Below are 26,165 nucleotides of genomic sequence, written 5' to 3' on the forward strand. Positions count from 1 at the left end.
GGGGGGGCGCGACTCTTGGCCAACAAGCTGTCGGGCAGCCTGGGCCAGTCCGTCATTGTCGAGAACCGCCCCGGCGCGTCGACGGTGATCGGCGCCGACGCGGTGGCGCGCGCACAACCCGACGGCTACACCTTGCTGCTGTCGGGCAGCACCACGTACACGGTGCTGCCGGCGCTGAAACCGTCGCTGCCCTACGACCCGTTGCGTAGCTTCGAACACATCGGCATCGTCGCCATGGCGCCGGTCGTGCTGTTGGCGCAGAACGGGTTGGCGGCGAACACGGTGCAGGAAGCCGCCGCGCTGGCCAAGCAGCAAAGCAGCAAGGGCGGGCTGATGTACGGCACCTTTGGGCCGGGCTCCGCACCGCATCTGGCCGGAGAAATGTTCGCCGAGGCCGCCGGCGCGAAGATGATGCCCGTGCCGTACAAGGGCAGCGCGCAATTGATCACCGCGATGATCGGCGGCGAAGTGTCCCTGGGCGTGGACACCGTGTCGTCCGCCGCGCCGCAGGTGCGCGCGGGCAAGGTTCGCGCGCTGGCCGTCACCGGCGAGCACCGCATGCCGCAGTTGCCGGACGTGCCCACCTTTGCCGAAGCCGGCATACCCCAGGTGTCGTGCGTGGGCTGGTACGCGCTGGCCGCCCCCGCGCGCACGCCCGCGCCGGTCATCGATACGCTGAACCGGGCGGTGGAAAAAATCATGCAGGACCCGCAGGTGCGCAAGGCGGTGTCGGACCTGGCGCTGGAACCCGTGTATTTGCCGGGCCAGGCGCTCAAGGACCAGATCGCGAAAGAAGTGAAAACGTTTGGCGACGTGGCCAAGCGGGCCGACATCAAGCTGGAATAAGCGCGAAAACAGCGGGGGAAAAGTGGCGAAAAAGGCGCAGAAAAGCAGCGCGTGAAAACCGCCCCCCAAAAAAAACGCTTGGCCCCAGCGCGTTACAAACGTCTGGGGCCAAGCGCGTTTTACGTCAGACTGCCTTACACCATCGGCGGCATCGTTTCCCGCTCAGGGTGCCGATGCATGGCCAGCGCCTGGATGAACGCCGCCGCGCTTTTTGCCGGCGCGCCGCCGCCCATCAAGAGGCCACTGTCCGCCTCGTTGGGCGCAATGCCCGCCGAGCCAAACAACTGCCCTCCCCGGCCCAAACCCAGCAAGGTCTTGCCGTGCCGGAACGCATCGCGCAAGAACTCCAGCGCGCGGCCATCCGCCTGCAAGCGCGTCACCGCGCCTTCGCCGCCGGGCACCACCGCGCCGTCGAACAGCCCGGACGGATGATTGTCCAGCGATGCATCGGCATCGAACATGCCGCCGCCTTCGGCCTGCACGGGCCCGATGCGCTGACCCACCAGCCGCACCACCACGCCCGCCTGAATCAGCGCATCGGCCACCGCCGTCACGGCCGCGCCGTCCACGCCTTCGGCGACCAGAATGGCGACCTTGCGCGTGGCCACACCGCCATCGCCCGGCCTGGCAGTCAGAGACAACGCGGGTGACACCTCGACTTCCGGCTTGGGCGGTTGCGCCGCCGCGCGCGGCATCGGTTCGGGCAAGACCATGCCCAGCAGGTCGGCCACGCCCTGCGCCAGCTCGTCAGACACATTGCGCAGCGACGCCACCATGCGCTGGCGGATGGCGGGCACCGTCACCTTGCTCAGCTCGAACGAAAAGGCGTGGATGATGTGCTGCTTTTCCCAATCAGTCTGGCTGTTGTAGAACAGCGCGGCCTGGTTGTAGTGCTCGGCGAACTTCTCGGGGTGCCCGCGCAATTCATCGCCCGCGATCGGCTCGGGGAACGGCACAAAGCCCTGCATGCCCGCCTGGAACGGACACCCTCCTGCCAGCGAGTTCGGTTCGTACGCGACACGGCCACGGTGGATGGCTTGGCGATGCATGCCGTCGCGCTGGTTGTTATGCACCGGCGCCACCGGCGCGGTGATGGGAATTTCATGGAAATTGGGGCCGCCCAAGCGCGAGATCTGCGTGTCCACATACGAATGGATGCGGCCGGCCAACAACGGGTCGTTCGTGAAATCGATGCCCGGCACCACGTGCGCCGTACAGAACGCCACCTGCTCAGTTTCCGCGAAGAAATTGTCGGGGTTGCGGTCCAGCACCATGCGGCCGATGGGGGTGATGGGCACCAGTTCCTCGGGCACGATCTTGGTGGCGTCCAGCACGTCGAAGCTGTAGCGCTCGGCGTCTTCCTCGGTGAAGATCTGCACACCCAGTTCCCATTCCGGGCCGTGGCCCGCGTCAATGGCTTCCCACAGATCGCGGCGGTGGAAGTCGGGGTCGGCCCCCGATACCTTGACGGCTTCGTCCCACACCTGCGAGTGCGTGCCCAGGACGGGACTCCAGTGGAACTTCACCAGGCGCGACTCACCGCTGGCGTTGACGAAGCGAAAGGTATGCACGCCAAAGCCCTGCATCATGCGATAGCTGCGAGGGATGGCGCGATCGGACATCAACCACATCAGCATATGGGTGGACTCCGGCATCAAGGACACAAAGTCCCAGAACGTGTCGTGGGCCGACGCGGCCTGCGGCATGCCGTGATGCGGCTCGGGTTTTACCGCGTGCACCAGGTCCGGAAACTTCATCGCGTCCTGGATGAAGAAGACAGGCATGTTGTTGCCGACCAGGTCCCAGTTGCCTTCGTCGGTATAGAACTTGACGGCAAAGCCGCGCACGTCGCGCGCGGTGTCCTTGGACCCCCGCTCGCCCGCCACCGTGGAAAAGCGCACGAACACCGGCGTGCGCTTGCCTTTTTCTGCAAATAGAGACGCGGCGGTCAAATCGGTCAAGGGCTTGTAGCACTCGAAGTAACCGTGGGCAGCCGAGCCGCGCGCGTGCACGATGCGCTCGGGAATGCGCTCGTGATCGAAGTGCGTAATTTTTTCACGCAGGATGAAGTCTTTCAGCAGCGCCGGCCCGCGCACGCCGGCCTTGAGCGAATGCTGGTTGTCCGCCACCGGCACGCCCTGGTTGGTCGTCAACTGCTGGCCACTGCCGTCCGAACGCACCCGTGACAGGCGCCCGTGCACCTCGTTGACTCCAGGCGCGGCGGCGTCTCCGGTCTTGGCGGTGGACTCGGATTCCGACAAGGAACTTGCGCCCACGGAGGGGTCCGGCGGCGTCGTCTGCGCGCCGGTGTAAGGACAGCGCGCGGCCTGTTCACCATATTCGGCGGCCTTGTTGGGGTTGTGGGGCATGGACGCAGCCGTGGCGCCCACGGCGGCCGCGCGCTTGAGCGCGGGCTCGGTCGGCTTGCCAGCGGGACCGGCGGCCGGGCCGCTGTCGGTGTTCATGTATGCAGTGGGCAATGCGCCAGCGGCGCCCTTGGCTGCGGGTTTCTTGCTTGCCATTGAATCTCTCCTAGTGTTTCAGCATTTCGCCGCGCGCCTGCTCGGCCCGCGAGGCGCCGATGGCGGTTTTCACTTGTTTGACTTCTTCAGGCGGGGGCAGCACTGCGGGCAAGCCCAGCGACTCCACCCACAACTCGCGCGACCACCCTTGCGTGTGATATAGGTGGTGGTCTTCGTCCTGCGCCACCGCGTCGTGGGCCTGTTTCAGAATCGCGGCTTCCTTGCCGGAATGCTGCTCGGCCAGCAGCCCGATCAGCGACCAGTTGGCGTGGTCCTTGGTTTCGGCCAGCACCACGCATTCGGTCGCCACCAACTGCGCCGCATCGGCATCGCCCGCGCTGACGGCCATCTTCATCGCCTTCACCAGCGAATCGCCAAGATGGCGCACCACCTCGCGCCCCGGCGTCTGCTTGGCGGGGTCAAGTCCCAGTTGTTCAAACACGGTCAAAAGCACACGATGGTGCGTGCGCGTTTCTTCCAGGTATTCCTTCCATTCCTTCTTCAGGTCTTCGTTGACGGCACAGGACACGGCGGTCTCGTACACAGCCAAGCCGCCGATTTCAGTCTCCAGCGCCTGGTAAAGCAATTCATTGATTTGTTTGGCGTTTGCCGCTTTGCGTTTCATCAGGGGCTCCTTGTCCACGGGGTCGGTTCGCCGGTTGCGCCCTACGTTCGCAAACCCGGCGGCATGACGCGCAGCTTCAGCAAGCGCCATGCCCAACCTCGTGCCCCCGCGCAGCCTCCCGGCTAGGCGTAGGACCTGATGATGGCTTGGGATTCCACCAATTCGCTGACGATCCAGTCTTCCACCAGCTTGACCTGCCGGCGATGGCGCAACGCGGGCCGACGCACCAGGTAGTACGACACGCCGGTGGGCACCGCACGGCGCAGCGGCACCACAACCCGACCGTCCTCAATGGCCTGGTGCGCCAGCACTACGTCCGCGATGGCTACGCCCAGCCCGGCCTCGGCGGCGCTCAACGCCATATCCAGTGCGTCGAAATCCAGGCCGCCGCGCGTCAGCAGTTCGATACCGGTCTTCTCAGACCAGGTGATCCAGTCCTGGTGGTCGGGCAAGGGGTGCAGCAGCGTGGACTCGCGCAAGCCGCGCTCGGGGTCGGCGGCATCGATGTGACCGGGCGCGCACACCGGCACGATCCACTCGGCGTAGAGCTCCGTGGCGTCTTCGTGCGAGAAGTTGCCCAGCGCATAGCGGATACCCAGGTCGGAATCCGTCTCATCGGCCGTCATGTCATTGAGCCGTGTGCGCACCACGACCTTGATCATCGGGTATTGCTCGTGAAAACGCCGCAGCCGGGGAAACAGCCAACGCAGCGCAAAGGTGGGAATCACGCGCAGCGTCACGATGTCCTGGTCCGTATGCGTGGGGTCGATGGCGTTGGCGATATGGTCGAACGCTTCCTTCACCGTCGTGGCAAGCTTGCGCCCGGCCTCGGTGATTTCCAGGCCGCTGTGCGTGCGTAGAAACAGCGTCTGCCCCAACTGCTCTTCCAGGATGCGAACCTGCCGGCTGACCGCGCTTTCGCTCACGTTCAAAATCTGCGCGGCCTTCTTGACGCTGGTATGGGCCGCCACGACTTCAAAGCAACGTAGCGCGTTCAGCGAGGGCAGGCGTCGAAGCATCCCGGTCTCCAGGGCGTATGGGGGTGGCTAGGCTCGGATCAAGGGGGACCGGCTGGCGCGTTCGCCAGCTTGTTCACTGGCTGCGCGGCTCGAGTATATTGCGCAGCCCTTCGCCGATGAAGTTCACGCTGGTCACGGTCAGCGCAATCGCCACGCCGGGCACGATGGCCAGCCAGGGCGCCGAAGTCAGGTAGATCTGCGCGTTGTTCAGCATGTTGCCCAGGCTGGCCACGGGCGGCTGGATGCCGTAGCCCAGGTAACTGACATAGGATTCCAGCAGGATGGCGCGCGCCACGTTCAGCGTTGCGACGATGATGATGGGGCCCATGGCGTTGGGCAGCAGTTCAACGACCATGATGCGCAAGCCCGATGCCCCGGCCGTGTGCGCCGCCGCCACGTATTCCGCATTGCGCAGCGAGCGGTACTGACCCTCGACCAGCCGCGCCACTTCCATCCAGCAGGTTGCCGAGATCAGGATGGTGGTTGAGACGATGCCCGGCTTGACCAGCATGGCCAGGGCCAGAATCAGGAAAATCGTCGGGAAAGCCAGCATGGCGTCGACAAAGCGCATCAGCAAGGCACCCACGAAGCCGCGCCGGTAGCCGGCGATCATGCCCACGATGGTGCCGATCACCACCGATATCAGCATGGCCGCAAAGCCGATCGTCAGCGAGATCCGCCCGCCAGCCATCAGGCGGGCCAGAACGTCGCGGCCCAGCTCGTCAGTACCCAGCAGATGCCCGGCGCTCAGCGGCGGCGCAAAGCGGTTGAGCACGTCGATATAGCTGGCGTCCAGACGCAAGACCAGCGGCCCCGCGAAGCACAGCAGCACCATCACGGCAATGGTGATGACGCCGGCGGTCGCCAATTTGTTGCGCGCCAGGCGACGCCAGCCGGCGCGCAGAGGACCGGGCGGACAGTACGCACCGCCGGCCGTGACCGGATCGGAGATTCCAGGGGCTTTCATCATGCTCAGTCCATCCGAATACGAGGATCGGCGATGGCGTACAGCACATCGGCCAACAGCGAGCCCAGCATCACCATGATGGCGGACAGCATCAGAATGCCCATGACCACGGGGTAGTCGCGGTACTCCAGCGAGTCGAAAAACAAGCGGCCCATGCCGGGCCAACTGAACACCGTCTCGGTAATCAACGCGCCGCCCAGCAAGGAGGGGAACTGCAGGCCGACCAGGGTGATCATGGGCAGCAGCGCATTGCGCAAGGCATGCGACAGGATGATGGCGCGCCCGCCCGCGCCCTTGGCGCGCGCGGTGCGGATGTAGTCCTGCTCCAGCGTCTCGATCATGGACGAACGCATGAAGCGCGCCCACACCGCCGTCTCGACCAACGCCAGCACCATGACCGGCGCAATCATGTGATGCGCCAGGTCCAGGAACGAACCGTCGCCAAAGGTTTGCTGGTTACCGGCCGGCAGCCAACCCAGCTTGATCGAGAACAGGTAGATCGCCATCAGCCCAAACCAGAACGTCGGGATGGACAGGGCAATCATCGCCCCCACCGACGACAGCGCGTCCATCAACGAATGCCGCCGCACCGCCCCCCAGATGCCGATCATGCCGCCCAGCAGCGCGGCAATGACGGTGGATACCGCCATCAGCGACAAGGTCGCGCCGATGTGCGATCCAATGGTGGCCAGCACGCCGATGCCGTCGCGGTAAGACGCGCCCCAATCACCGCGTACCATGCGCAACAGCCAGTCGCCGTACTGGATGAGAAAGGGGCGGTCGAGCCCCATGCTGCGCGTCAGGCGGTCGATATCCTCTTGCGCCATGTTCGACGATTGCACCAACTGCGACAGCGGCCCACCCGGCGACAGGTACAGGATGCCGAAGCCTATCAGCGACACCAACAGCAGCAACACCAGGGATTGGCCGCCGCGCTTGAGCAGATATTGAGTCATCTGAAAGCTCCGCCCCGTCAGCTTGCCCAATACCAACTGCGCATGTTCCAGCAGTTGGACGAGCTGTTGATATTGTTTTCGTAGCCGACCAGCTTGTCCTTGACAGCTTCGATGATGACGGTCTGCGACACGGGCAACAGCACCAGATCGGATCTGACGATTTCTTGGATACGGTGATAGATGCGCTTGCGCTCGTCCAGGTTGAATTCCCGCGTGCCCTGCATCAGCAACTGGTCCATTTCCGGGTTCTGGTACTGGTACGTGTTCAGGCCGCTGCCCCCCTTGGCGGGTATCGATGCGCTGGAAAAACGCGCGGTCACGTCGGGGTCGCTGCCTTGCAGGAAGTTGGACGCCACCATGACCGACTGGTATTGGGACTTCTGCCAGAAATTTCCCCAAATGACGGCCGCCGGCATGTTCTCGATGGTCATCTCCACCCCGATCTGCCGCCAGTCCTGCATCAGCAGTTGTTGCGACTGCTCGCGTGCCTGCGCGCCGGCCGTCGTGGAATTCGTGAACGCCATGCGCTGGCCGTTCTTGACCCGGATGCCATCGCTGCCCGGCACCCAACCGGCCGCATCCAGCAAGGCGCGCGCGGCCTGCGGGTCGTAGCGGTGCGCCGGCAGCGCGTCGTTGTACGCCCAGTGGCCTTTAGGCACATAGGATTCCGTCGGCAGCGGCCGGCCCTGATAAATGGCCTTGATGCGGGCTTCCTTGTTCATGCCCAGGTACAGGGCTTGGCGCACGGACTTGTCCGCGAACGGGGCAAAGCCCAGGTTCAGCGCCACGTGTTCAATAAACGGCGTGGGCACCGGCATGATGCGCACGCCGCGCAGCTTGGCCGCTTCTTGTTCGAAGCTGGGCTGGATGCCCGACAGCCCCAGGTAGTCGATCTGGCCGCTGCGAAACTGCGTATACAGCATCGTCTGATCAGGGATGTACTTGAAGATGACGCGCAACAGGTAGGGGCCCTGGCCGTGATAGGCAGGGTTGCGTTCCAGCTGGATGTGGTCGCCCGCGCGCCGCGCGCCCCAGCGGAAGGGGCCCGTGCCCACGGGCGCCTGGTTATAAGGCGCGGTGTTGGGGTCGGCGGCCGTGGCTAGTATGTGTTCCGGCACCATGAAGGTCTGGGACAGCACCGACATGTACGGCGTGAAGCTGCTTTCCATGCGCCAATGGATTTCGTCATCGGCCACGACGGTGATGTCGCGCACCAGGGAATGGCCAACGCGATTGCGCGCCCGGAACGCCGGGTTGTTGATCAATTCCAGCGTGTACTTGACGTCGCGAGCGGTGAACGGCTTGCCGTCGTGCCAGGTGGCGCCCGTCTTCAGCTTCACCTTCCAGACCAGGCCGGCGGCCGACAGGCCGCCGTTGGCGACAGACGGCACTTCGCGCGCCAGGTCGGCCACGGTATTGCCTTGCGCGTCGATGAACCACAGCGTGCTGAACAACTGCCACCACACGCCCTGGTCAACTTCGCTGCCCGGCATCAACGGATTGAATACCGTGGGTTCCTGCGAAATGCCGGCAATCACCTGCCCGCGCGGGGCGGACGGCGGCGTGGTCGTGGCGGATGTGGTTTGTGCCCAGACGGGCGCGGCCATCAAGGTGCCGGCGGTGGCCGACAGCTTCAGGAAATCCCGTTTGGAAATCTTGTGGTGGATCATGGCTTCCGTTTCCCCGTTGTGGATTGCTTGTTCGTCTTTGCCGGAATCAGGCGGATAGCAGCGTGGCGCGGTCGGGCGACAACGCCTCGGGCGTCAGGCCACGCGCTTGTAGTGCGTCGGGCAACGCGTGGCCCTGCGCCAGCGCCGCCACGGCCTGCCCCATCGCTGGCGAGGTCAGCACACCGCAACCGCCCAGCGCCGCGTACCAGATGAAGTCGGGGCTGTCGGCGCGCGCGCCGCAAACCGGGTTGCGGTCACGCACATAGCTGCGCACGCCCGCCCAGACGCTGAGGGGTCGCGGCACGCGCAAGCTCGTGTCCAACTCAATGTTGTAGATGCCCTGCGCCACGTCCAGTTCTTCGGGATAGACCTCGCCAGGAGCCACCGGTTGCGCGTCGGCGGGCGAGCCCATGAAGCAGCCATGTTCCGGCTTGACGTACCACTGGTAGTCCGCGTTGCACACATGCGGCCAGTGCCCGCCTTCGGAACCGGGCAGCAGCGGAAAGGTAAAGGCCGTGCGCTTGTACGGCGTAATGCCGATGGGCGCCACGCCCGCCATGTGGGCAATGGTGTCAGCCCAGCCGCCGGACGCATTGACGATCACGTTGGCGGTGTAGTCCTCTTCCTGGGTGCGGATGCGCCACTTGCCGGCGTGCCGTTCTATCCCCTGCACCGGCGTATTGGTCGCCAGCACGGCGCCATTGCGCTTGGCGCCTTTCAGATAGGCCTGCAACAAGGTGTTCACGTCGATGTCCTGCGCGTCGGTCTCATGGACGCCCAGGTCGAACTTGTCGGCCAGCAACGCGGGGAACAGGGCCATTGCTTGTTCGCGGTCCACCCATTCGGCGTTGCCGCCCGCTTGCCCGATACGGGCGTGCAAGGTTTCCAGCACGGCCTTTTGAGCATGGCGGCCCAAGGTCAGGCTGCCGCGCTGCTCGATCAGGGGAAGGTCGGCAAAGCCCGAGGGCGGTTCATAAAAGAACGCGCGGCTGGCGGCGGCCATGGCGCGCATCTGGTCGGCGGAAATGCCAACGGTGAACTGGCCGGCGGTACGCCCCGAACTATGAAACCCGAAATGCGGCTCTTGTTCGATCAGCGCCACCTTACCGGCCCGAGAAAGAAAGTAGGCGGCAGCCGCGCCTGAAATCCCACCGCCCACAATGACAAAATCAACGTGCATCCTGCGTTCCCCTTTCATCTGGAATGCCGCGAGTGCTGCTTCGCGGCGCCGGGCTGTTCCCGGAATGACCCGATTGAATCCCAACGCCTTCGGCAGTGTCGAGTCGAATAAATGGAATCGAAACCGCAATAATCTGCACCGGGTCCGCGCTTGCCCAAGCGCGGGGGAACGCGCTACGGGAAAACCATGACCAGGCAAGTGCCCTACCCGGAGCCATGACGTACCGGCCATCCGCGGTCGTTCTATTAATCGCATCCCGTCCTCGATTTTTTGACATCGACGCGGCAGCGCCTTTTGCGCGATCCTGCTCGCCAATGAAGCACTCCTGGATGAAAACCGACATGAACGAGCACACCCGCCAACACGGCAGCCGCAAAGCCATCTACTCCGGCAGCGAGTATGAACGCACTTACAGCTATGCGCGCGCCGTCGCGCTGAACGGCCACGTCCGCCTGTCCGGCACAACCGGCTACGACTATGTTGCCGACGTGCTGGCCGAAGGCGCCCAGGCGCAGACCGAACAGATCCTGCGCAATGCGCAGCATGCCTTCCAGCAGGCGGGCGCGTCGCTGCGCGATGTGGTCCGGGTGCGTATCTATATCGCCCGGCCCGAAGACTACGATGCCGTCATGGACGTGTACGCGGCGGCGTTTCGGGGCATAGATCCCGCGTGCACCACCGTGCAGGCCGGCTTGTTCGATCCCGCCATCCGGGTCGAGATCGACATGGATGCCATCATCGATGCCGCCGCTTAACCTGTTGCACCATGCGCCGGCCGACGCCGTGTCGCGCCTGCTGGACAGGGCCGAGCCCCTGCCCGCCACGGCCGACGTGGTCATCATCGGCGGCGGCATCATGGGCTGCAGCGCCGCCTGGTATCTGGCTCGCGCCAATTTGAAAGTGGTGCTGCTGGAAAAGAACCGCATCGCCTCGCAGCAGTCGGGGCGCAATTGGGGCTTTGTGCGGTCGCTCTATCGAGACCCGGCCGAGCTTTCCCTGGCGGCGCAGGCGCTGTCGCTTTGGCCCGGCTTGCGGGCAGAGCTGGGCCATGAGACGGGGTGGATGCGCAGCGGCTGCCTGTTCCTGTGCGCCGACGAGTCCGAGCGCCGGTCCTATCAAGCTTGGCTGGCCGAGGCCGGAGGCCGGGTCAGTGACACGCGCATGCTGAGTCCCGACGAGATCGCGGCGCGGTTTCCGATGGTGTCCCGGCGTACCGAAGGCGGCATCATCGCCGAATCGGATGGCCAGGCCGAACCCACCCTGGCGACCCTGGCTTTTGCCCGCGCGGCCATCGGCGCCGGCGCCGTGGTGCTGGAAGATTGCGGCGTGAGCGCCCTGGACGTCGCGGGCGGCAGCGTGTGCGGCGTGCAGACCGAACACGGCAGCGTGCGCGCCCCCATCGTGATCTGCGCGGCCGGCGCGCAGACCTTTCGCCTGTTGCAGGCGCTGGACGTGAAACTGCCGCAGAAGGTCGTTCGCAGCACGGTGTCGCTGACGGCGCCGCTGCCCGCCATGGGCCTGCCGTGCTTCGTCGGCTACGGGCTGGGCTTGCGTCAGCGGCCGGATGGGTCCTGCATCATCGCCACCGATGCCGGCACCGACATCGACCTGACGCTGGACTCTTTGCGCGCCTCGCATTATTTCCTGCGTGAAGTGGTACGCAACCACAAGGGCTTTTCGTTCCGGCTGGGCAAGCCCTTCGTCAATGACCTGTACACCCGCCTGTCGGTGCCGAAATCGGATTGGGCGATCAAGCCCCGCGATCCCGACATCGCGCCCAACACGCACCGCGTGCGCGACAACCGCAAGCGGTTCGCGGAATTGTTCGCGCGGATGCCCCCCGTTGAAATCGTCAAGTCCTGGGCCGGCAACATCGACGTCATGCCGGACGCGCTGCCGGTGATCGACGCCGCCTGGCCGGCTCGCGGCCTGATCATCGCCACGGGGTTTTCCGGGCACGGATTCGGCCTGGGTCCCGCGGTCGGCAGCACGCTTGCCGCATTGGCCCGAGGCGCCGAACCCAAGACCGACCTGGCGCCGTTCTCGGCCGACCGTTTCCTGCGTGGAGCGTATTCGCGCCCCTACGCGGCCATCTGATTCCTGGAGCAATGATGTCCGATACCGCCCTGCCCCTTCCCAGCCATGCAGAACTGCAACGCATGGCCGCCGGCCTGCGCTTGCCCGACCGCGCCTTCATCGACGGCGACTGGTCGGCGTCCGATAACGGAGCGCTGATCGAAACCAGCAACCCCGCCACCGACGCCGTGCTCGGCACGTTGGCCCATTGCGGCCAACAAGACGTGGACCGCGCGGTGGCGGCGGCGCGCTCGGCGTTCCGCAGCGGCGCCTGGTCGCGCTGCGCGCCGGAGCAACGCAAGGAAGCCCTGCTGAGGCTGGCGGAGTTGATCCGGCGTGATGGCGTCAAGCTGGCCGTCATGGAAAGCCTGGAAAGCGGCAAGCCCATTCGGGACTGCCTGCGCGAGATCACGCAGGAAGTGCCGGCGATCTTTCAGTGGTACGGCGAATTGGTGGACAAGACCTACGGCCACGTGGCCCCGACCGGGCAGGAAGACTGCGCGATGGTCGTGCGCGAACCCATCGGCGTGGTGGCGGCGGTGCTGCCCTGGAACTTTCCCCTGCTGATGGCCACGTGGAAACTGGCGCCCGCGCTGGCCAGCGGCTGCTCGGTCATCGTCAAGCCAGCCGAAGAAACGTCGCTGACCACCCTGGCCCTGGCGGCGCTGGCGATCGAGGCTGGCATTCCGCCGGGTGTCTTGAACGTCTTGACGGGGCCGGGCGAAACCACGGGACGCCTGATCGGACAACACCCTGACATCGATGCCGTGTCGTTCACCGGGTCCACCGACGTGGGGCGGCTGTTCCTGCAATACGCAGGGTCCAGCAACCTGAAAACGGTGGGGCTGGAGATGGGCGGTAAAAGCCCCTTCATCGTCCTCGATGACGCGGACCTGACCGACGATCTGATCGACAATGCCGTGATGGCCGCGTTCTGGAACGGCGGCCAGAATTGCTCGGCCAACATGCGCCAACTGGTGGCGCGGTCGCGGCAGGACGCCTACGTGGAGAAGATCATCGCGCGAACCAAGCAGATCGTGATCGGAGACCCGCTGAATCCGGCAACCGACATGGGCCCGCTGATTTCGGCGGGCCAGCGCAACCGCGTGCAGTCCTATGTGGCCAAGGGCGTGGAGGAAGGCGCGCGCCGCGTGCTGGAAGCCGTCGGCGCGCCGGGCGGTCGCGGGCCCTATCTGGGTCCCACCGTCTTCGCGGACCTGCGTCCGGACATGGTCATCGCCCGCGAAGAGATCTTCGGCCCGGTCCTGGGGGTCCTGCCCGTGGACAGCATGGACCAGGCTCTGCGGATTGCCAACGGCACCGACTACGGCCTGCACGCCACCGTCTACACCCGTGACCTGGACCGCGCCATGTACTTCGCGCGCCGCCTGGAGTGCGGCACGGTCGCGGGCAACGGCTTTACCGAGGGTGACATCAAGACCCCCTTCGGCGGCTACCGGCGCTCGGGGTCGCTGGCGCGCGACAAAGGGCTGGAGGCCATGGCGCAATACCAGCAGATCAAGACGATCTGGTTGCGTCTGTCCGCAATGGGGCTGAGCGCGTGAACGCGCCGGTGCTACGCGTCGCCGGCCTGCACACCCGCTTCCGGGTGCCGGGCGGCTGGAAGACCGTCGTCAACGGACTGGACTTCGAGGTTGCCCCGCGCGAGACGCTGGCCGTGGTGGGCGAATCCGGCTCGGGCAAAAGCGTGACGGCCATGTCGATCATGCGCTTGCTCAACCCGCGCGACACGCAGGTGTCGGGCAGTGTCCTGCTGGGCGACCGCGACCTGCTGGCGCTACCCGAACCCCAGATGCGCAAGATTCGCGGCGCTGATATCGCAATGATCTTCCAAGAGCCGATGACCAGCCTGAACCCGGTGCGCACCATCGGGTTCCAGGTGGCTGAATCGCTGATGCTGCATCGGGGCCTGGACTGGCCGGCGGCGCAGGCCGAGGCGCTGCGCCTGCTTGAGAAAGTACGCATCCCGGCCGCGGCGACTCGTTTGAAAGACTATCCGTTCCACCTGTCGGGCGGCATGCGCCAGCGCGTCATGATCGCCATGGCGCTGGCCTGCCGGCCCCGGCTGCTGATCGCCGACGAGCCGACCACCGCGCTGGACGTCACGATCCAGGCACAGATTCTGGCCCTGATCCGCGAACTACAGCAGGAAGACGGCATGTCGGTGCTGTTCATCACGCATGACATGGGCGTGGTGGCGGAGGTGGCTGACCGGATGGTCGTGATGTGCGGAGGGCAGCAGATCGAATGCGGCGAAACCGCTCGTATTTTCGATACGCCCGGCGAACCCTATACGCGGGCCCTTTTGGCGGCAGTGCCGCGCCTGGGCGCCATGAAAGACGTGGCGCGTCCGCTGCCGTTTGCCGCCATCGACCGGCAAACCGGCGTCCAGACACCTGCCGTGGAAGCGGCGGACACCGTGCGCACCGACGCCCCGCCCGTGCTGGAGGTCCAGGGGCTTACGGTGCGGTACCGCATGGGTTCCGGGCTGCTGTCGCGCGACCGCGGCATGGTGCATGCCGTCGAAAACGTATCGTTCAGCGTGCAGCCCGGCGAAACCCTGGCGCTGGTGGGTGAGTCAGGCTGCGGCAAGTCCACCATCGGCCGCAGCATCATGAACCTGCTGAGGCCGACCTCGGGCCAGGTGCGGGTCAATGGCCAGGATATCCACGCCGCCAGGGGCCGCGACCGCGCCGCCATGGCGCGCCATGTGCAGATGGTGTTTCAAGACCCTTTTTCCAGCCTGAACCCGCGCAAGACTGTCGCGGCGGCAGTCGCCAGCCCCCTGATAGTGAATAAGGTCTGCAAGGGCGACGCGCTGCGAGCCCGCGTGGCCGAACTGCTGGCCTGCGTGGGTCTGGACAACGCGGCCGGCGACCGCTACCCCCAGGAATTCTCGGGGGGACAGCGCCAGCGCATCTGCATCGCCCGCAGCCTGGCGCTCGGGCCGTCGTTACTGGTGGCAGACGAGGCCGTCTCCGCGCTGGACGTATCGATCAAGGCGCAGGTGATCAACCTGATGCTGACGCTGCAGCGCGACCTGGGACTGGCCTATCTGTTCATCTCGCACGACATGGCCGTGGTGGAGCGCGTGAGCCATCGCGTGGCGGTGATGTACATGGGCGAAATTGTCGAGATCGGCTCCCGCGCCGCCGTGCTGTACGACCCCCGCCACCCCTATACGCGACGCTTGCTGGACGCCGTGCCCGTGGCGGACCCGGGCGCGCGCCTGGCGTCGCCACGCCACCTGATCCAGGACGAGATCCGGCATACGTTGCGCCCGCTCGGCTATACGCCACCCAGGCGGCGCTACCAGGAAGTCGCGCCCGGCCACTTTGTGATGCAGGACGACTAAGGCCCGCAGGTCGCGCGCCGCTCGTCCACCCATGAATTCAAATCTGGAACCTGCCATGCCCATGACGCCCGCCCTGAAGACGCATTTGATGCGGTTCTACGACGGCACCCTACTCCCCGACGAACTTGCGCTGGCGCTGTCCAGCGACCCCGGCTGGTTTGCGTCCGACACCGTAACGCGCGGCAAGCGCGTGCGCGATCTGCCATTGCGGCCCGGCGGCATGCCCGCCTTGCGCATCCAGGATCAAGGGCGTGTGTTCGACCTGTACGACTATCTGGCCACTAACGGCGTGGCCGGCCTGTTGGTGATGAAGGACGGGCAAGTCGCGTTCGAGACCTATCAGCGTGGCATCGCGCCTGAAACGCGCTGGAATTCGTGTTCACTGGCCAAGTCGGTGGCGGCGACGCTTGTGGGCGTGGCGCTCAAAGAAGGGCTGATCCACTCGCTGGACGACCCGGTGACACGGTACGCGGACTTGGGCGGGGTCTATCGCGAGGTCTCGCTGCGCCAGATGTTGCGCATGTGCTCGGGCGTGCAATGGAACGAAGACTACGGCGACTCGGCCTCCGAGCGCCGCCAACTGCTGGACATCCAGACCCGCTGGCAAGCGGGCGGCATCCGCGACTTCATGAAGCGCCTGCCCGCGCGCCAGCCCGCGGGCCAGGCGTGGGCCTACAACACGGGCGAATCGTATCTGCTGAGCGCGGTGATGGAAGGCGCAACGGGCCAGCGGCTGGTCGACTACCTGCAATCGCGGCTGTGGTCGCGCATCGGCATGGAGTTCGACGCTACCTGGTGGGCGGAATGCCCCGGCGGCATGACGATCTCGGGCAGCGGCATGAACGCCACCCTGCGAGACTACGCACGGTTCGGCCAATTCGTAATGGAAGGCGGGCAGTTGGATGGCGAACACCTGCTGCCCGAGGACTGGGTGGCGCAGGCAGGGTCCCCCTACCGAATCGGCGACACCGAAATTCCCTACGGCTACATGTGGTGGGTGCCTGAGCTGAAAGACCCCGCCCTGGCCGGCGCCTTCCAGGCCGAAGGCATCTATGGGCAGTTCATCCACATCAACCCGGCGCACAAGCTCGTGGCCGTGGTGCTGAGCGCGCGCGGCAAACCCAGCTACAAGAAGCGCGTCGAGATCAACGACGACGCCTTCTTCGCGGCGCTGGCCCGGGCGTTCTGACGGCCCTTTGAGTAGGACAAGCAGATCCAGCCGCATCAACATGGACGTCTCCCATAGACGTCCCCAATTAGCTTAAAATCGGAACCATTCTCAATAAAAATTCTTGCCGACTCGCTCTCCGCGGCAATCCCACAACAAGAGGCTCGCTCTGAAATCCGGTTTCCGCCTATCCATGGCCTGGTTGCACACCTGGGTCGGCCTGTGGTTTTCGTGGCTGCTGTACACGGTGTTCCTGACCGGTTCGCTTGCCCTCTTCGCCGAACCCATCACCCACTGGATGACGCCCGAGCACCACGCGGCGGAAGCTGCGGCGGCCGATGCCGCGGCGGCCGATGCCGCGGCGGCGGCGCAGGAAGGCGCGCCCGTGGATCGCGCCCGTCGTCTGGACCTGGCCGTGGACTACATGGCGCGCCATCACGCGGGCGCGGGCATGTGGGAGATCTGGCCCGTCAACCGGCATCACGACAACGGCTTGTCGGTCTACTGGTTCGACAAGAACGGCATGTACGCCGACGCCGAGCTGGACCCCGCCACGGGCGCCGAACTGGACGACCATCACGACGAGGCAGGCCGCGCCACCATGGGCGGCACGCACTTCGTGAACTTCCACTACATGCTTCACGAAAGCCGCTTCGGCGTGTGGATCGTGGCGTTCGCCACGATGGCGATGCTGGTCGCGCTGATTTCGGGCGTGGTCACCCACAAACGCATCTTCAAGGACTTCTTCACCTTCCGCGCCAAGAAAGGCCAGCGTTCGTGGCTGGACGCGCACAACGCCGTGGCGGTGCTGACACTGCCCTTCCAGTTCATGATTGCCTACACCGGCATCGTGATTTCCAGCGCGCAACTGATGCCCGCCCCCGTCGTGGCGCAGTACGGCCCCGGCATGGAAGCCACCCGCCTGTACCTGGCCGAAATGCAGGGGGAAGAAAAGCCCGTGCGCACCGGCCAGCCGCTGGCCATGCCGCCGCTGGAACCGCTGGTGGCCCGCGCCGAAGCCATGATCGGCCAAAGCGCGCGCGCCATCGTCATCCAGAACCCGGAAGACAGTTCCATGCGCGTTGCGGTCTACGGTTGGAACGAAGCCAGCGACGCCTTGCACAACATCAGCGCCACCACCGGCATGGCCGAATTCTCGGCGGCCACGGGCGACCTGTTGCGCATGCGCCCGGCGGGCGGCGTCAACGGCGGCGCGCCGGCACTCACGCGCCAGGTGATGGGCGACCTGCACATGGCGCCGTTTGGCGGGCTGGCCGTGAAGTGGCTGTACTTCCTGTGCGGCGTGGCCGGGGCCGCCATGATGGGCACGGGCGCCGTGCTGTTCATGGTGAAGCGGCGCGCCAAGCTGGGCAACGAATTCGGCGCGGCCACCGCGCGCATGTACCGCCTGTTCGAAGGCCTGAACGTGGCGGCGCTGGCCGGTCTGGCGGTGGCTTGCATCGGCTACTTCTGGGCCAACCGCCTGTTGCCCGTCGCGCTGGAAAACCGTGCGTTGTGGGAACTGCGCTGCTTTTTCGGGCTGTGGGCGTTGATGCTGGCGCATGCCTGGCTGTGTCGTCCCCGGCTTGCGTGGATCACGCAGTTGGGCTTGCTGGCGGCGCTGTGCCTGCTGTTGCCGGCGCTGTCCTACGCCACATTGGGCGACCACACCGTGGCGCAGATGGCGCGCGGCGACTGGGAAAGCGCGGGCGTCGAACTCACCGCCGTGGCCGTTGGCGTACTATCCGCGTGGGCGGCCATCCGTATGTGGAAGAAGCCCCAGTCCGCGCCCGCCCAGCGCACTCCCCGCGCGACGCAAAAGGCAGCGGCATGAACCTGAACGACGTATTCGCCATTGCAGTGGCTTTGCTGCTGACCTACTCGGGCATGGCCTGCCTGAGCCTGGCCATGCCGCGCCATTACGAGCAGGTGTGGGATCGCGACCCGTCGGCCGGTCACACGCGCGTGCTGCGCGGCGCGGGCGTGCTGCTGCTGGCGCTGGCCTTACTGCCTTGCGTGGGCCTGTGGGGCAATACGGTGGGCGTGGTGGCGTGGCTGGGCTGGCTGTCGGCGGGCGCATTGCTATGGGTCGGCATGCTGTCATGGGCGCCCCGCCCGGCCGCGCGCGCCGCCGCGTTCGCCGTGGCCATTTCCTTGGCGGGCATCGGCATCGGCTTCTGACGTCAGGCGAAAGCCGCATTGCGATTTGCCCCTTCGTTTTTCCCTGTTTGACCCGCATCAAGCCAGGCTGACATCGCCTTCCATTGGCGGCCGATAACACCATATGTAGTGATAGAGTTTTGACACTCCACTACATATGGTGCCATCCATGCTTCTACAGCCCCCGCTCCCCCGCGACATTCCCTCCGCCTCTTTCGACCGCAACAAGCTGGTCGACGTGGAAAGCGCCATGGAGGAATACCTGGACCAACGCGATTGGCGCGTCAACGCCAATGCCAACCAGGGGTACAGCCTGGGCGGCCTGATCCTGAACGTGGCGGGCAAGGTCACGGCCAACTATTGGCTATCGCACGTGTTCACACCCGAGGCGGGCCAGGCGCATCGCGACGGCGACCTCCACATCCATGATCTGGACATGCTTAGCGGCTATTGCGCCGGCTGGTCGTTGCGCCAATTGCTGACCGAAGGCTTCAACGGCGTGCCCAGCAAGGTGGAATCCACGCCGCCCAAACACATGTCGGCGGCCATCGGCCAGATCGTCAACTTCCTGGGCACGCTGCAAAACGAATGGGCGGGTGCGCAAGCGTTCAGCTCGTTCGACACCTACATGGCCCCCTTCATCCGCCGCGACGCCATGACGTACGCGGACGTGAAGCAGGCCATGCAGGAACTGATTTTCAACCTGAACGTGCCCAGCCGCTGGGGCACGCAAACGCCCTTCACCAATCTGACCTTCGACTGGACCTGCCCCGCCGACCTGAAAGAACAGGTGCCCTACGTGGGCGGCGAGGAAATGCCGTTCGCCTATGGCGAGCTGCAAGCAGAAATGGACATGATCAACCGCGCCTACATCGAAGTGATGATGGCCGGCGACGCCCGGGGCCGCGTGTTCACCTTCCCGATACCCACCTACAACATCACGCCGGATTTTGATTGGAGCCACCCCAACACCACGCGCCTGTTCGAGATGACGGCGCGCTACGGCCTGCCCTACTTTCAGAACTTCTTGAATTCGGATCTGGAACCGCACATGGTGCGGTCCATGTGCTGCCGCCTGCAACTGGACCTGCGCGAATTGCTCAAGCGCGGCAACGGCCTGTTCGGCTCGGCCGAGCAGACCGGATCCGTGGGCGTCGTCACCATCAACTGCGCGCGGCTGGGCCATACCTGCCAGGGCGACGAAGCCCGGCTGATGCAACGCCTGGACCACCTGCTGGAACTCGGCCGCGATGTGTTGGAAACCAAGCGCCGCGTGGTGCAGCACTACATCGATCAAGGCCTGTACCCCTACACCCGCCGCTACCTGGGCACCTTGCGCAACCACTTCAGCACGCTGGGCGTGAACGGCATCAACGAGATGATCCGCAACTTCACGCACGACGCCGACGACGTCACCACGCCGGCCGGCCACGCGCTGGCGGTGCGCCTGTTGGACCGCGTGCGCGAGCGCATGACGGAATTCCAGGAACAGACCGGGCACCTGTACAACCTGGAAGCCACACCCGCCGAAGGCACCACCTATCGCTTCGCGCGCGAAGACCGCAAGCGCTTTCCCGGCATCTTGCAGGCGGGTAGCGACGCCCAGCCCTACTACACCAATTCCAGCCAGTTGCCGGTGGGCCATACCGACGACCCCTTCCATGCGCTGCAATTGCAGGAAACGCTGCAAGGCAAATACACGGGTGGCACCGTGCTGCACCTGTACATGAACGAAGCCGTGTCGTCCGCCCAGGCATGCAAGGAATTGGTGCGTCGCGCGCTGACGAACTTCCGCCTGCCCTACATCACCGTCACACCCACGTTTTCCATCTGCCCAAACCACGGGTATTTGGCTGGGCACCACGACGTCTGCCCCAAGTGCGAGGCCGAGGGCAACGCCCCCGAACCGGTGCGCTGCGAAGTCTGGACCCGCGTCATGGGTTATCACCGCCCCGTGTCGTCCTTCAACACCGGCAAACAAGGCGAATTCCATGAACGCCGCTTCTTCGTCGAACAACACTGAACCCGTCGCACGCCGGCCCGCGCGCGCTGCGCCCCCGCAACCCGTGGCGACGGCCCTGCCCCGGCATGCGCCCGCCATCGGCGGACTGGTTCCGTTTTCAACGGTGGATTGGCCCGGCCAGTTGGCGGCCGTCGTGTTCATTGCCGGGTGCCCGTGGCGCTGCCATTACTGCCACAACCCCGACCTGCAAACCCGCGCCGCCCGCTACGACTGGCGCGATACGCGCGCCTTTCTGAAAGACCGCGCGGGCTTGCTGGACGCGGTGGTGTTTTCAGGCGGCGAGCCGCTGTCCGAACCCCGCCTGCCGTCGTTGATCCGCGACGTGAAGCGCATGGGCTACCGCGTGGGCCTGCATACGGCCGGCATCTACCCCTTGCGCCTGGCCGATGTGTTGCGCCATCTGGATTGGGTGGGCCTGGACATCAAGGCCGATGCACAAGGCTACGACGACATCACCGGCCGCCGCGATTCCCATCGCCCCGCGATGGCGTGCCTGACGCAGTTGCTGTCGGCGGGTACGGACTTTGAATGCCGCATCACCTGGCACCCTGATTGGCTGGCCGAGGACCGGCTGCTGGTGATGGCGCAAGCGCTGGCGCGCCGGGGTGTGCGGCGCTTTGCGGTGCAGGCGGCGCGCGGTAATTCCAACCTGCACGCCGCGCGCATGCTGAGTCCCCAGGCGCAGGCAAGCATGGCGCAGTGGTTCGACGAATTCACTTATCGCTGAACCGAAAGAACGGCGGAAGAAGGCAGCAGAAAGAGCCGGCGGTCTCACGCGCCTAACGCCGCGCCGCCAGCGCCTTTTCCAACGTGGCCCGAAAACGCGGCGACCCAATCGCGCCCACATTGCACCGCGACCACGGCGACACCGCCGTGGGGTCCACGCTGAACACGCGGCCCGGCGCCATGATGACTTTCTCGGGCATCAGATCCGTCGCCAGCGTCAACGAGTCCGCCACGCCCGGAAACGATGACCATAGATACAGTGAACTGGTCGGCCGCGCGAATACCTCGGCGCCCAGTGCATCCAACACCTGCAACGCATGGCCGGTGGCGGCCTCCAGCCGTTGGCGCAAGCGCGCCAGATGGCGCTCGTAGTGCCCTTCGCGCAGCATCACGTCCACCATGCGCTCGCAGTATTCCGAACTGCTCACGTGCACCAGCGCCTTCAGATCGGCCAAGTCGCTGGCCAGCGCCGCGTTGCAGGCGATGAAGCCCACGCGCAGCGCCGCCGAGAACGACTTCGAAAAACTGCCGATGTAGATCGTGCGCTCCAACTGGTCCAGCGCCGCCAGCCGCACGGCGGACGTGGGCTTGAAATCCGCCAGCGCATCGTTCTCCACGATCATCAGGTTGTAGCGCTCGGACAACTGCAGCACCTTGTAGGCCTTGGCCAGCGAGATGTCGGACCCGGTCGGGTTGTGCGCCAGCGACTGCGTAAAAAACAAGCGCGGCTTCTCGCGCTGCAACAAGGCTTCCAGCGCGGCCACGTCCGGCCCGTCCGACAGGCGCGGCACGCCCAGCATGCGCACGCCCGCCAGCTTCAGCTTGCCGAACAGCGGGTAGTAGCCCGGGTCGTCCACCAGCACGGTCGCGCCGGGCGGCACAAAGTAGCGGATCACCAGGTCCATCGCCTCGTTGGCGCCATGGGTCAGCACCAACTGCGACGGCGCCACATTCACGCCCACATCGCCCAGCTTGCGCACCAGGCTTTCGCGCAGCGGCGCGTAGCCAAAGCGGCTGCCGTAGCGGAACAGCGCGCCCAGCCCGGTGCGCACCACCTTCTGGTGATAGCGGTCCATGCGCATGTCGGCCAGCCATTCCACGGGCGGAAAGCCATCGCCCGCCTGGACCGCGTCGGGCTGCGTCTTGAGCTGCTCGCGCATCAGCCAGACGATGTCCATGGCGCGGCTCAATTGGCCGGGTTCCTCGTCGGCCGCCTTGCGCGCGAAGTCTCCGTCCAGCACAAAAAAGCCCGACCCACGGCGCGGTTCGACCAGCCCCTGGGCCACCAGCATTTCAAACGCCACCACCACGGTGTTCTTGGCGTAGCGGTGCAACTGCGACAGTTCACGCAGCGACGGCAGCTTGTCGCCCGGGCGGTAGACGCCGTCGGCAATCTGCTGGCCGATCAGCTTGGCCAGGCTTTCCGCGATGGGCGCGCCGCGCGGCCGTTTACCGGTGTTGCTGAGGTCATTCATGGGATGTTTTTCGCCCGGGATACCCGTCAAAATTGGTGCAGTGCGATGGTACTGTTTGGCAAAACTGTACCTCTCAATAGCGGTACAGTTTACCTAGAATCAGGCCACTCAATAACGATACGGAGACCTGCCATCGTGGCCGATTCACGCCTACCCAACTTCCGCGCGCTGACCCCCGCACAACGCCTGGCCGCCATTGCCCAGACCGCCGCGCTGACCCCCGATGAACAACAATTGCTGGCCCAGCCCGGCGCGCTGGGACTGGACCGCGCCGACGGCATGATCGAAAACGTCATTGGCGCATTCGAACTGCCGCTGGGCGTGGCGGGCAACTTCCAGGTCAATGGCCGCGACGTGCTGGTGCCGATGGCGGTGGAAGAGCCGTCGGTGGTGGCGGCGGCGTCCTACATGGCCAAGCTGGCGCGCGAATGCGGCGGCTTTGAAACATCCAGCACCCGCCCCTTGATGCGCGCGCAGGTGCAGGTGCTGGGCCTGACCGACCCGCACGGCGCGCGGCTGGCGCTGCTGCGCGAACGCGAACGCATCCTGACGCTGGCCAACAGCCGCGACAAGGTGCTGATCGAGCTGGGCGGCGGCTGCCAGGACATCGACGTGCATGTGTTCGCCGACACGCCGCGCGGCCCGATGATCGTGCTGCACCTGATCGTGGACGTGCGCGACGCCATGGGCGCCAACACCGTCAACACCATGGCCGAAGCCGTCGCGCCGCTGGTGGAAGAAATCACGGGCGGTTCGGTGCGCCTGCGCATCCTGTCCAACCTGGCCGACCTGCGCCTGGCGCGCGCCCGCGTGCGACTGACCCCGCAAGTGCTGGACACCAAGGAGCGCAGCGGCGCCGACATCATCGAAGGCGTGCTGGACGCCTACACCTTCGCCGCCGTCGACCCCTACCGCGCCGCCACGCACAACAAGGGCATCATGAACGGCATCGACCCCGTCATCGTGGCCACCGGCAACGATTGGCGCGCGGTGGAAGCCGGCGCGCACGCCTACGCCGCGCGCTCGGGCCGCTACACGTCGCTGACCACCTGGGAAAAGGACACGTCAGGCGCCTTGGTGGGCACCATCGAAATGCCCATGCCCGTGGGCCTGGTGGGTGGCGCCACCAAGACGCACCCGCTGGCCCGGCTGGCCTTGAAGATCATGGACGTGCGCTCGGCCCAAGAGCTGGGCGAAGTAGCGGTGGCCGTAGGCTTGGCGCAGAATCTGGGCGCGCTGCGCGCCCTGGCCACCGAAGGCATCCAACGCGGCCACATGGCCCTGCACGCGCGCAACATCGCGCTGGTGGCAGGCGCCGTGGGCGCCGAGATCGATACCGTCGCCAAGCGCATGGCCGAGGAAAAAGACGTACGCACCGACCGCGCGCTGGCCTTGCTGGAGGAACTGCGCGCCAAGAAATAAGCCCTGGCCCCCGGCCACATAAGAACAGAGGCGATGCGGCCAAGCCCCCCCCCCCCCCCCCCACCACAACGGAGAGAGACATGGAACCAAAATCCCCAGCGCCGTCCTGGCGCCTGGCAGAAGTGTGGAACGACACGGTGGACCTGCGCCAACTGGCGTGGGCCATCGGCATCGGCATCGCCATCAGCGTCACCGGCTTCTTCGCCGCCAGCCGCTGGTTGCGCGGCGTGGTGGCGTCGCCGGAACTGGCGCACGCCTACGCCATGCTGGCCGGTCTTGCCGGCTGCGTGATCGCGGGCGTGATCTGCGCCCGCCTGTTTCCGCCCAAGCGTGAAGTGGTCGAACATGCCTCCACGCATGACCCCGCCTGGCGCGCCGAAGTGCTGGCCGAACTGGCCGAACAGCCGGGCGGCCTGGGCTCGGTGGCCGACCTGCCCGAGCCCGTGGTGCGTGAGCTGAAGGAACTGGGTCTGTACGAACTGTTCGCCGAAGCGCCGCCGAAGCCCCAGTCCGCAACATCGCCATCCGCCTCCCAGCCGCAAGGCGCATCCAAGGAGGCGCTGGCATGAGCGACCCCATCCTGCTTGAACAAATCATGGTGGCCGCCGCCATGGGCCTGCTAGGCGCGGTGGTGTTCGCCGCCATCGGCCTGGTGTCCGGCACCGACGAGACCACCACGCTTGCGCCGCTGACCTTGCTGGTGGTGCTGCTGGGCGTGCCGCCCGCCGGCGTCTTCACCTTTTTCCTGGCCGGCGCCGTCGCCAAGCACATGACGCACGCGGTGCCCACGGCGTTATTGGGGATACCCGGCGACACCCTGGCCACGCCGCTGCTGCAAGACGCGAACATGCTGCGCAAGCTGGGCGTGCCGCACATTGCCTTGCGCAAGATGGTGTCCGGCGCCATCGTGGCCGCCTTCGTGGCGGTGCCGCTGGCCGTACTGTTCGCCGTGTTGCTGGCGCCGTTTGGCGCGGCCATCACCAAATCCGCGCCCTGGATCTTCCTGGCGGCGGCGGTGCTCATCGCGTACTTCTCGGCCGGACGCTGGTCGGCGGTCGCGCTGCTGGTGCCTTTCGTAGTGGTGATCATCGCCCTGCAAAGCCTGACCGCCAAGTACGGCGTCAAGCTCAGCATCAGCTACTTCCTGGGCATCGCCATCGGCCCCTTGATCGCGGATCTGTTCACCGTGGTGTCGCCCATGGGGCGCAAGAGCATGATGCGCGACAAGGTCCGCACGTTCTCGCTGGCGCCCGACGTCAAGGGCTGGTCGGGCTATTTCCCCAACCCGCTCAAGGTCATGGACCGCGTGCAGACCCGCTGGACCCTGGCCACCGCCGCCGTGTCCAGCGCCACCTTCGTGTTCAGCCCCGTCGCCATGACGGTGGTGCTGGGCGAGCTGGTGGGGTCGCGCATCAAGCATGCCTACCATCGGCTGACCACGGTGCTGTCGGCGCGCAACGGCGTCACCGAAGCCACCTATATTGCCGAGGCGCTGATTCCGTTGATCGCCTTCGGCCTGCCGCTTAGCCCCGTGGCCGCCGGCCCCGCCGCGCCGCTGTTCAACGCGCCGCCGCGCTTCACCGTGGACGCCGCCACCGGCCAGACGCACAACCTGCACAACCTGCTGAACCACTGGGAATTCCTGGGCTACGGCATGCTGGCCGTGCTGTTGGCGGCGCTGGTGTCTTACCCCTTCGCCATGAACTTCGCGCGCCGCGCCGCGCTGTTCGTGTCGCGCCGCGTCAGCCACGAAGCCATCATCGCCACCTTCGTGGGCCTGATCATCGTCATCAGTATCTGGGAAGGCCAATTCCTGGGCCTCCTGGTCATTCTGACGATGGGCCTCTTTGGCGGCCTGCTGTCGCGCCGCTTCGGCTTCAACACGGGCGTGCAGTTCATGGGCTACTACACGGCCGTGCTGTCGGTGCCGGCGATTGTGAAGCTGATGGCCTGA

The 26,165-nt window shown here is 65.8% G+C and carries 21 protein-coding genes; 13 read left to right on the forward strand and 8 right to left on the reverse strand.

The features are described 5' to 3' along the window. Nucleotides 1-846 (forward strand): Bug family tripartite tricarboxylate transporter substrate binding protein (locus tag ACE04A_RS18390; RefSeq protein WP_485820380.1); only part of this gene is annotated, 846 nt, incomplete at its 5' end. Nucleotides 847-980: 134 nt separating this feature from the next. On the opposite strand, the gene ACE04A_RS18395 is transcribed toward ACE04A_RS18390, so the two are convergent. The 7 genes from ACE04A_RS18395 to ACE04A_RS18425 form a co-directional block, all read right to left on the reverse strand. Further along, entirely contained in the window at nucleotides 981-3,368 is a 2,388-nt protein-coding gene (locus tag ACE04A_RS18395; protein ID WP_448719007.1) for a catalase, read from the reverse strand. Between the two features lie 10 nt (nucleotides 3,369-3,378). Then, entirely contained in the window at nucleotides 3,379-3,993 is a 615-nt protein-coding gene (locus ACE04A_RS18400; RefSeq protein WP_259247114.1) for a hypothetical protein, read from the reverse strand. 122 nt (nucleotides 3,994-4,115) lie between these two features. After that, complete coding sequence (locus ACE04A_RS18405) at nucleotides 4,116-5,012, reverse strand: LysR substrate-binding domain-containing protein (protein WP_448719008.1); 897 nt, start codon at nucleotides 5,010-5,012, stop codon at nucleotides 4,116-4,118. Between the two features lie 73 nt (nucleotides 5,013-5,085). Beyond that, nucleotides 5,086-5,982: an ABC transporter permease gene (locus ACE04A_RS18410; RefSeq protein ID WP_448719009.1), complete on the reverse strand. Its 897-nt coding sequence runs from the start codon at nucleotides 5,980-5,982 to the stop codon at nucleotides 5,086-5,088. Nucleotides 5,983-5,984: 2 nt separating this feature from the next. After that, complete coding sequence (locus ACE04A_RS18415) at nucleotides 5,985-6,935, reverse strand: ABC transporter permease (RefSeq protein ID WP_448719010.1); 951 nt, start codon at nucleotides 6,933-6,935, stop codon at nucleotides 5,985-5,987. A 17-nt stretch (nucleotides 6,936-6,952) separates the two neighbouring features. Then, a complete protein-coding gene (locus ACE04A_RS18420) occupies nucleotides 6,953-8,605 on the reverse strand; it encodes a peptide ABC transporter substrate-binding protein (RefSeq protein WP_448719011.1) in 1,653 nt (550 codons plus the stop codon). A gap of 46 nt (nucleotides 8,606-8,651) precedes the next feature. Further along, the gene (locus ACE04A_RS18425; RefSeq protein ID WP_485820381.1) at nucleotides 8,652-9,785 is read right to left on the reverse strand and encodes an NAD(P)/FAD-dependent oxidoreductase; all 1,134 of its coding nucleotides are present in this window, start codon (nucleotides 9,783-9,785) and stop codon (nucleotides 8,652-8,654) included. 341 nt (nucleotides 9,786-10,126) lie between these two features. Between ACE04A_RS18425 and ACE04A_RS18430 the strand changes: the two genes are divergently transcribed. The 9 genes from ACE04A_RS18430 to ACE04A_RS18470 all read left to right on the forward strand — a co-directional run bounded on the left by ACE04A_RS18430 (nucleotide 10,127) and on the right by ACE04A_RS18470 (nucleotide 21,315). After that, complete coding sequence (locus ACE04A_RS18430) at nucleotides 10,127-10,540, forward strand: Rid family hydrolase (protein WP_448719013.1); 414 nt, start codon at nucleotides 10,127-10,129, stop codon at nucleotides 10,538-10,540. Then, complete coding sequence (locus ACE04A_RS18435; protein WP_448719014.1) at nucleotides 10,527-11,882, forward strand: NAD(P)/FAD-dependent oxidoreductase; 1,356 nt, start codon at nucleotides 10,527-10,529, stop codon at nucleotides 11,880-11,882. The genes ACE04A_RS18430 and ACE04A_RS18435 overlap by 14 nt, the downstream gene beginning before the upstream one ends. Before the next feature lie 14 nt (nucleotides 11,883-11,896). Further along, nucleotides 11,897-13,426 (forward strand): aldehyde dehydrogenase family protein, encoded by a 1,530-nt coding sequence (locus ACE04A_RS18440; protein ID WP_485820382.1) that lies wholly within the window; start codon nucleotides 11,897-11,899, stop codon nucleotides 13,424-13,426. Further along, nucleotides 13,423-15,237, forward strand: a complete 1,815-nt coding sequence (locus tag ACE04A_RS18445; protein WP_485820383.1) for an ABC transporter ATP-binding protein — start codon at nucleotides 13,423-13,425, stop codon at nucleotides 15,235-15,237. The genes ACE04A_RS18440 and ACE04A_RS18445 overlap by 4 nt, the downstream gene beginning before the upstream one ends. Nucleotides 15,238-15,292: 55 nt before the next feature. Further along, nucleotides 15,293-16,426, forward strand: a complete 1,134-nt coding sequence (locus tag ACE04A_RS18450; protein ID WP_448719017.1) for a serine hydrolase domain-containing protein — start codon at nucleotides 15,293-15,295, stop codon at nucleotides 16,424-16,426. Between the two features lie 172 nt (nucleotides 16,427-16,598). Further along, nucleotides 16,599-18,239, forward strand: a complete 1,641-nt coding sequence (locus ACE04A_RS18455) for a PepSY-associated TM helix domain-containing protein (protein ID WP_485820384.1) — start codon at nucleotides 16,599-16,601, stop codon at nucleotides 18,237-18,239. Then, nucleotides 18,236-18,586 (forward strand): DUF3325 domain-containing protein, encoded by a 351-nt coding sequence (locus ACE04A_RS18460; RefSeq protein ID WP_100855554.1) that lies wholly within the window; start codon nucleotides 18,236-18,238, stop codon nucleotides 18,584-18,586. The genes ACE04A_RS18455 and ACE04A_RS18460 overlap by 4 nt, the downstream gene beginning before the upstream one ends. A gap of 229 nt (nucleotides 18,587-18,815) precedes the next feature. Beyond that, nucleotides 18,816-20,588 carry a ribonucleoside triphosphate reductase gene (locus ACE04A_RS18465; protein WP_448719084.1) on the forward strand — a complete coding sequence of 591 codons (1,773 nt, stop codon included), beginning with the start codon at nucleotides 18,816-18,818 and terminating at the stop codon, nucleotides 20,586-20,588. Continuing rightward, nucleotides 20,557-21,315 (forward strand): anaerobic ribonucleoside-triphosphate reductase activating protein, encoded by a 759-nt coding sequence (locus ACE04A_RS18470; protein ID WP_448719019.1) that lies wholly within the window; start codon nucleotides 20,557-20,559, stop codon nucleotides 21,313-21,315. The genes ACE04A_RS18465 and ACE04A_RS18470 overlap by 32 nt, the downstream gene beginning before the upstream one ends. A gap of 52 nt (nucleotides 21,316-21,367) precedes the next feature. On the opposite strand, the gene ACE04A_RS18475 is transcribed toward ACE04A_RS18470, so the two are convergent. Further along, on the reverse strand, nucleotides 21,368-22,789 hold the full coding sequence (locus ACE04A_RS18475) for an aminotransferase-like domain-containing protein (protein WP_448719020.1): 1,422 nt from the start codon (nucleotides 22,787-22,789) through the stop codon (nucleotides 21,368-21,370). 132 nt (nucleotides 22,790-22,921) lie between these two features. On the opposite strand from ACE04A_RS18475, the gene ACE04A_RS18480 reads away from it, so the two are divergent. The 3 genes from ACE04A_RS18480 (at nucleotide 22,922) to ACE04A_RS18490 (ending at nucleotide 26,165) form a co-directional block, all read left to right on the forward strand. Further along, nucleotides 22,922-24,211 (forward strand): hydroxymethylglutaryl-CoA reductase, degradative, encoded by a 1,290-nt coding sequence (locus ACE04A_RS18480; protein WP_448719086.1) that lies wholly within the window; start codon nucleotides 22,922-22,924, stop codon nucleotides 24,209-24,211. 80 nt (nucleotides 24,212-24,291) lie between these two features. After that, on the forward strand, nucleotides 24,292-24,780 hold the full coding sequence (locus ACE04A_RS18485; protein ID WP_259247099.1) for a hypothetical protein: 489 nt from the start codon (nucleotides 24,292-24,294) through the stop codon (nucleotides 24,778-24,780). Further along, nucleotides 24,777-26,165 (forward strand): tripartite tricarboxylate transporter permease, encoded by a 1,389-nt coding sequence (locus ACE04A_RS18490; protein ID WP_448719022.1) that lies wholly within the window; start codon nucleotides 24,777-24,779, stop codon nucleotides 26,163-26,165. Before ACE04A_RS18485 ends, ACE04A_RS18490 begins: the two co-directional genes overlap by 4 nt.

The sequence above is a fragment of the Achromobacter colocynthidis genome, assembly GCF_057334535.1.